This is a genomic window from Collimonas sp. (assembly GCF_039923675.1).
GTDB lineage: Bacteria > Pseudomonadota > Gammaproteobacteria > Burkholderiales > Burkholderiaceae_D > Collimonas.
The window spans coordinates 1-5,656 of the sequence record NZ_JBDTCG010000091.1 but is presented as its reverse complement, the minus strand read 5'-3'; the positions used below and the strand labels follow the sequence as shown (position 1 = coordinate 5,656).

General features: G+C 56.5%; 4 protein-coding genes. All 4 read left to right on the top strand.

Going from position 1 to position 5,656, the window contains the following annotated elements; translation table 11 throughout:
- Nucleotides 1-1,293 precede the first annotated feature (1,293 nt).
- Nucleotides 1,294-2,331 (top strand): hypothetical protein, encoded by a 1,038-nt coding sequence (locus tag ABI171_RS20095; protein WP_348094316.1) that lies wholly within the window; start codon nucleotides 1,294-1,296, stop codon nucleotides 2,329-2,331.
- Nucleotides 2,332-2,814: 483 nt separating this feature from the next.
- A complete protein-coding gene (locus tag ABI171_RS20090) occupies nucleotides 2,815-3,435 on the top strand; it encodes a TetR/AcrR family transcriptional regulator (protein ID WP_348094315.1) in 621 nt (206 codons plus the stop codon).
- An 88-nt stretch (nucleotides 3,436-3,523) separates the two neighbouring features.
- Nucleotides 3,524-4,378, top strand: coding sequence for an oxidoreductase (locus ABI171_RS20085; RefSeq protein WP_348094314.1), 855 nt, complete (start codon nucleotides 3,524-3,526; stop codon nucleotides 4,376-4,378).
- A 25-nt stretch (nucleotides 4,379-4,403) separates the two neighbouring features.
- Nucleotides 4,404-5,405, top strand: coding sequence for an NADP-dependent oxidoreductase (locus ABI171_RS20080; RefSeq protein ID WP_348094313.1), 1,002 nt, complete (start codon nucleotides 4,404-4,406; stop codon nucleotides 5,403-5,405).
- The last annotated feature ends 251 nt before the right edge of the window (nucleotides 5,406-5,656 follow it).

The window sequence follows — 5,656 nt, the reverse complement described above, 5'->3', positions numbered from 1 at the left end:
TTGGCCACGGTAGGGTGGTAAATGACGCCAGGGACATACCCGCCGCCGCCCATCTTTACGTTTGCCCAACCGGTGGAGGGGGCCACAGATCCATTAGTTGGAGTAGTGCCCGTGCCGGTTGGAGTGGTGCCCGTGCCGGTTGGAGTGGCGCCCGTGCCGGTTGGAGTGGACCCCGTGCCGGTTGGAGTGGACCCCGTGCCGGTTGAGGAAGAGCCCGTGCCAGCTGGCGTTGACCCCGCGCCGGTTGAGGAAGAGCCTGTTCCGACATCACTCGTGCCGCCACCGCACGCGCTGAGTATCAGACAGGTCGTGATCGTTATAAAGAACTGTTTTTTAGAAAGAGATGTCATATTTTTCAAAAGATAAAAGCGTCTACAAAAACAAATTTTTTCACCTTATAAAAGGGGAAAATTATTTTTCAGAAGGGATTTCGAACGGTAATAAATGTGCGGAGCCAATGCCGACCTGGCATGCGTGTAGTCATCTTCGGGCAAGAACATAGGCACGATCTGTGCCACATCGAATGTCGAACACGCAGCAGCTGCACGAGTCCAAATGAACACACCGGGAAAAATCTGCAGTTGTACCCAAGATACGGACAAAATTTGACCGAAAAATAAAAAAACTGACAAATTTTGGTAACGCTATCATCAGTATTTGCGCTAAAGAACTTGCTGCGTTACTTTTTGTTGTATGGATGTTGAATAACATCGATTTCATTATATTTAGGGCAGCCACGCCCATGAAATCCTTCACATTGGCTGGAGTAGTTACTTCAGGCTAGGCCCGACCAGTAGGTTGGCATGGATTGTGCCTTGTGCTCTGAAGTCGATGAACAAATTAGTCTAACTTCGTGGCGACAACCTGTTCGTCGTGGACGCCGTCAGCGAACCAATAATCGATAGTCACGTTAGTGACTCGCGACGCGGCTTTATATCCGAGCTTATTCGGATCGCCGGCAAATCACGCGAACCAGAGCCAGCGACTCGCTTGGCAATGTGTTTCCCTTCAATCCCACAGAATTCTTCCATGACAATATTTTCTCAACGATGCGCTGCTGCACTGCTGATTTCACTGACTCTCTTCGGCTGCGGCGGTGGTGGAACCGATGGTTCTCAGAGCGATAGCACGACAAGCCAAGGGACACCTGGTACAACGGGTACTCCTGGTACGACGGGTACGACGGGTACGACGGGTACGACGGGTACGCCTGGTACGACGGGTACTCCCGTTACGACGGGCACACCCGGTACACCTGGAGGCAGCGTCCCCGGCGTTACCGCGAGCGCCGCGTTGGTAGCCAAGCTGGGCAAGCCTTCGCGGGTGCTGCTCGGACTCGGCGCGGGTAATTCGTTGGCGCAGATGCAAAGCCAGTCCATTCGTCCGGATATCGTAGACAACTATCTCGTGGGTGTTGGCGCGGGCGCCTGGCCGACCTGGAACAGTCCCGATGGCGCATATATTACATACACCGCGCAGGCAATCCAGGCCTACGGAGCGACCCCGATGTTCACGCTCTACCAGATGGCGCAAAACGGCGGTGGCAACTTGAACGGCATTAATAATGCGACGTTCATGAACAGCTATTGGGCACAGGTGCGGTTGATGTACCAACGCATTGCTGCTCTCAGTGCGCCCGCTCTGATCAATCTGGAACCAGATTTCTGGGGTTTCGTATGGGCACAAGCGCCGAACCACGATGCGACGCAGATGCCAGCCGTCGTGAGCAATCAACCCGAATGCAGCAACCTGCCCGATACTGCCGCAGGCATCGGGCAATGCCTGGTGCAGATGGGTAGACAAATCGCACCCAAGGCACTACTCGGTTTCCCGCCTTCGTTCTGGAGTGCTTCTCCCACCGTGCTCGGCGTCGCAATGCAGGCGGTCGGGGCGCAGCACGCGGATTTCGTCGTGGCCCAGACGACCGACCGAGACGCAGGTTGCCGGGAAGTCGCATCGCCTCCAGCGGAATGCGTGGGGCAAACCGGTCCATTCTATTGGGACGAAAACAATATCGCCACACCGAACTTCCACCAGTCACAGAGCCAGATCTCAGACTATCGAGCGGCCCTGGGAAATGAACTCCCGATCCTGTGGTGGCAAACGCCGATGGGAGTACCGTCCACCACGCTTGGGGGAACCAACAACCACTTTCGCGACAACCATGTCGACTACATGCTGAACAATACGCAGGAGTACGGTGACATTCACACCTTCGCAATCGTCTTCAGTGCGGGCGGCACCTACTCGGCTACGATCAGTACAGACGGCGGACAATTTGCACGCCTCTCGAGCCAATATCTCGCGCGAGGTGGCGCAGCCCTGAAATAGTGACCGACCATTAGCGGACGGATTTACACCTTCCGTCCCGGAGAGTTTCAGAGTAGAAGAATCTGCCGGACAGGCTCGAAAATCCGCTCCGCAAAAATAAAAAGACCAGCGTAGCTGCTGGTCTTTTTCGTTACGGCTATTCGAGTTTTGCGGAGCGAAAACTGGCAGCAAAGCCGCATCCTATATAAAAACTATATTAGCTTGGGAAGCTTTCGTTTTACCATTGAACTACACCCGCAAGACCTTGATTTTAAACTAAATTTAGTTGTTTCTGAAAGTCTAAAATTATGAAATTGCGGAGCGCTCCGCAAAAACTACTTCGACGTACCAAAATCTTAACTCTGCGGGCGGGCATTTATCAGTTGCGTTTCTCGGGGCTTCGCAATTCAAATATGGTGTCCAGGCCGGACCTTTGCAATGGCAACGCAGATTGTCAGGTAAGCAAATTGAGGCGTAGCCATGCGCGCTTTTTGAAATTAGTATATGATGATCGTCATGTTAAAAAATTCAACCCATTCAAGCGCCAAACGCGCCACTCAGAGCCGCAAGAAAGTGACGCACGACCGCATCGTCGAGGTGGCTGCGCGCGCGATCCGGCGTAGCGGTTATGCAGGTACCGGGGTGGCCGATATCATGAAGGAAGCAGGGCTCACGCACGGCGGTTTTTACGCACACTTCGCCTCGCGCGAGACGCTGCTGGCAGAGGCGGCTGACCGCGCCGGTGCTGAAGCAGTCAGCTTGTCGGCTGACATAGCCGCCGCGGCGGCGCCGGGGCAGTCCTTGCAGGCAGTGATGCAGGCCTATTTGTCGCAGCAACACCTTGAGGACGTGGAGAATGGTTGCCCGGTGACCGCGCTTGGCTCCGAGATGCATCGTCAGGCGCCGGAGGTGCGGCATGCGGCTACGCGTCACATTAAGGAGATGATCGATGTGGTGGCCCGCCAGTTGCCCGACTGGGGCACGCCTGGTGCCCACGAGCAGGCCATGTTCATGGTCAGCTCGATGATCGGTACGATGGTGATGGCGCGCGCAGTCGATGACCCCAGGTTATCCGCCGCCTTGCGCGAGGCGACCCTCAAGCATTTTTCAGAGGTTGGCAAATAAGGCCGGCCAGGCAGCCCGCGTCCTGGGCTTTTTTTTAACAAAATATATGATAATAATCATATTTAATGCAACATTGAGAGGAAATAAAATGAACAGCAAGATCGCAATCGTGACCGGAGCGTCATCGGGTATCGGCGAAGTTACCGCCGAGCGACTCGCCAGGGCAGGCTACAGGGTGTATGGCACTAGCCGCCGTGGCGCGCAAGGGCAAAGCGGCAAGCGCGCGTTTGAGATGCTGGCGTTAGATGTGACCAGCGACGAATCTGTAGCAGCCGCCGTCAACCAAGTGCTGCGGCTTGAAGGGCGTATCGATCTGCTGGTCAACAACGCCGGGTTCGGCGTCGCGCCCGCCGCGGCCGAGGAGAGTTCGATCCCGCAGGCGCAGGCGATCTTCGATACCAATTTCTTCGGGATCGTCAGGATGATCCGCGCCGTCGTGCCACACATGCGGCAGCGCGGCAGCGGTCGTATCATCAACATCAGCTCGGTATTGGGTTTTGTGCCGATGCCGTACATGGCGCTGTACTCGGCCACCAAACATGCGGTGGAAGGCTATTCGGAATCGCTGGATCAGGAGCTGCGCACCCAGGGCATTCGTGTTTCGCTGGTGGAACCGGCTTACATCAAGTCGGCGTTCGATGCCAACCAGTTGCAACCGGACGAGGCGCTCGACGAGTATAGCGACCTGCGCGCGGGCCTGGATTTGCGCGTGAAGGAAGCACTGGAAGGCGCGGATGGTCCGGATGTGGTGGCCGAGACTGTGTTGCAGGTGGCGCTGGCGGCGGCGCCGAAAGTGCGCTACACCTCGGGCGCGCTGGCCGGCCGCCTACGTTTCTTGCGTCGATTCGCTCCCGCCGCGCTGGTCGAAGCCGGCGTGCGCAAGGACTTGCGGCTTGATTCCCAGCCAGCGCTGCGTAAACCAGCCATGGCTCATTCACGATAATTTACGATAAAAACAGGAGCAAACCATGAAAGCCTACTTCATCAAGCGCTACGGCAAATCGGACGTGCTGACGTCGGGCGAGCTGCCCGAGCCGGTACTGCGCGATGATGACGTCCTGGTGCAGATTCACGCTGCAGGTGTCAATCCGCTGGACAATAAAATCCGCGATGGCGAATTCAAGCTGCTGTTGCCATATGAAATGCCGCTGATTCTGGGCAATGATCTGGCTGGAGTGATAGTGCGTGTCGGTGCGCGTGTGCGCCGTTTCAAGGTGGGCGATGAGATCTATGCACGGCCGGACGACGACCGCATTGGCACGTTTGCCGAATTCATCGCGGTTAAAGAAGATTCGCTGGCCCTCAAGCCGGGCAACCTGACGATGGTGGAAGCCTCGTCGATTCCGCTGGCGGCGCTGACCGCATGGCAGACGCTGGTCGAAAAGGGCAAGCTGAAGACGGGGCAGAAAGTTTTGATCCACGCCGGTTCAGGCGGCGTCGGCACGATCGCGATTCAACTGGCCAGATATATAGGCGCCACCGTTGCCACCACCGCCAGCGCAGCCAACGCCGACATGCTGAAGGCCCTAGGGGCCGATATCGTCATCGATTACAAGAAGGACGACTTCTCGACCAAACTGAAGGGCTACGACCTGGTGCTCGACACGCAGGGCGGAGATACACTGAAAAAATCCCTGAGCGTGCTCAAATCAGGCGGCAAGCTGATCGGTATCGCCGGCCCGCCGGATCCCGATTTTGCCAGGCTGCGCGGCATGAACGGCTTTCTCCGCTTAGTGATGGGAATGCTCAGTTACGGCATCCGGAAGGCGGCCAGGCGCAGCGGCGCCAGCTATTCCTTCCACTTCATGACTGCCAGCGGCCAGCAACTAGGTGAGATCACCAGGTTGATCGAAGCCGGCCACATCCGGCCGGTGGTCGACCGCGTCTTCCCCTTCGAGGAAACCAAACAGGCCTTGGACTATGTAGAAACGGGACGTACGAAAGGGAAGGTCGTGATCAAAGTGCGCTAGCGGGCACTCGGACGAAGTTGTCGAGCCATGTGATCGTCCTGGAGGAGGTGTTTCGGGAGAAATCACATGCAGCGATTCGCTCCGATTCCCGACTCCTCTGCAGGAGCATGGCTCGAAACATTATTTTGTCGGTTCTACAATCTTTCCTCTACGGAGGTAATGCCGTTGAGTTGTTTTAACATTGTCGTGCCCAAGCAGATCGCTTGCGGCCTGGTCGCCACGGTCATCTGATGTGTCGTCCGCCGCCTTAG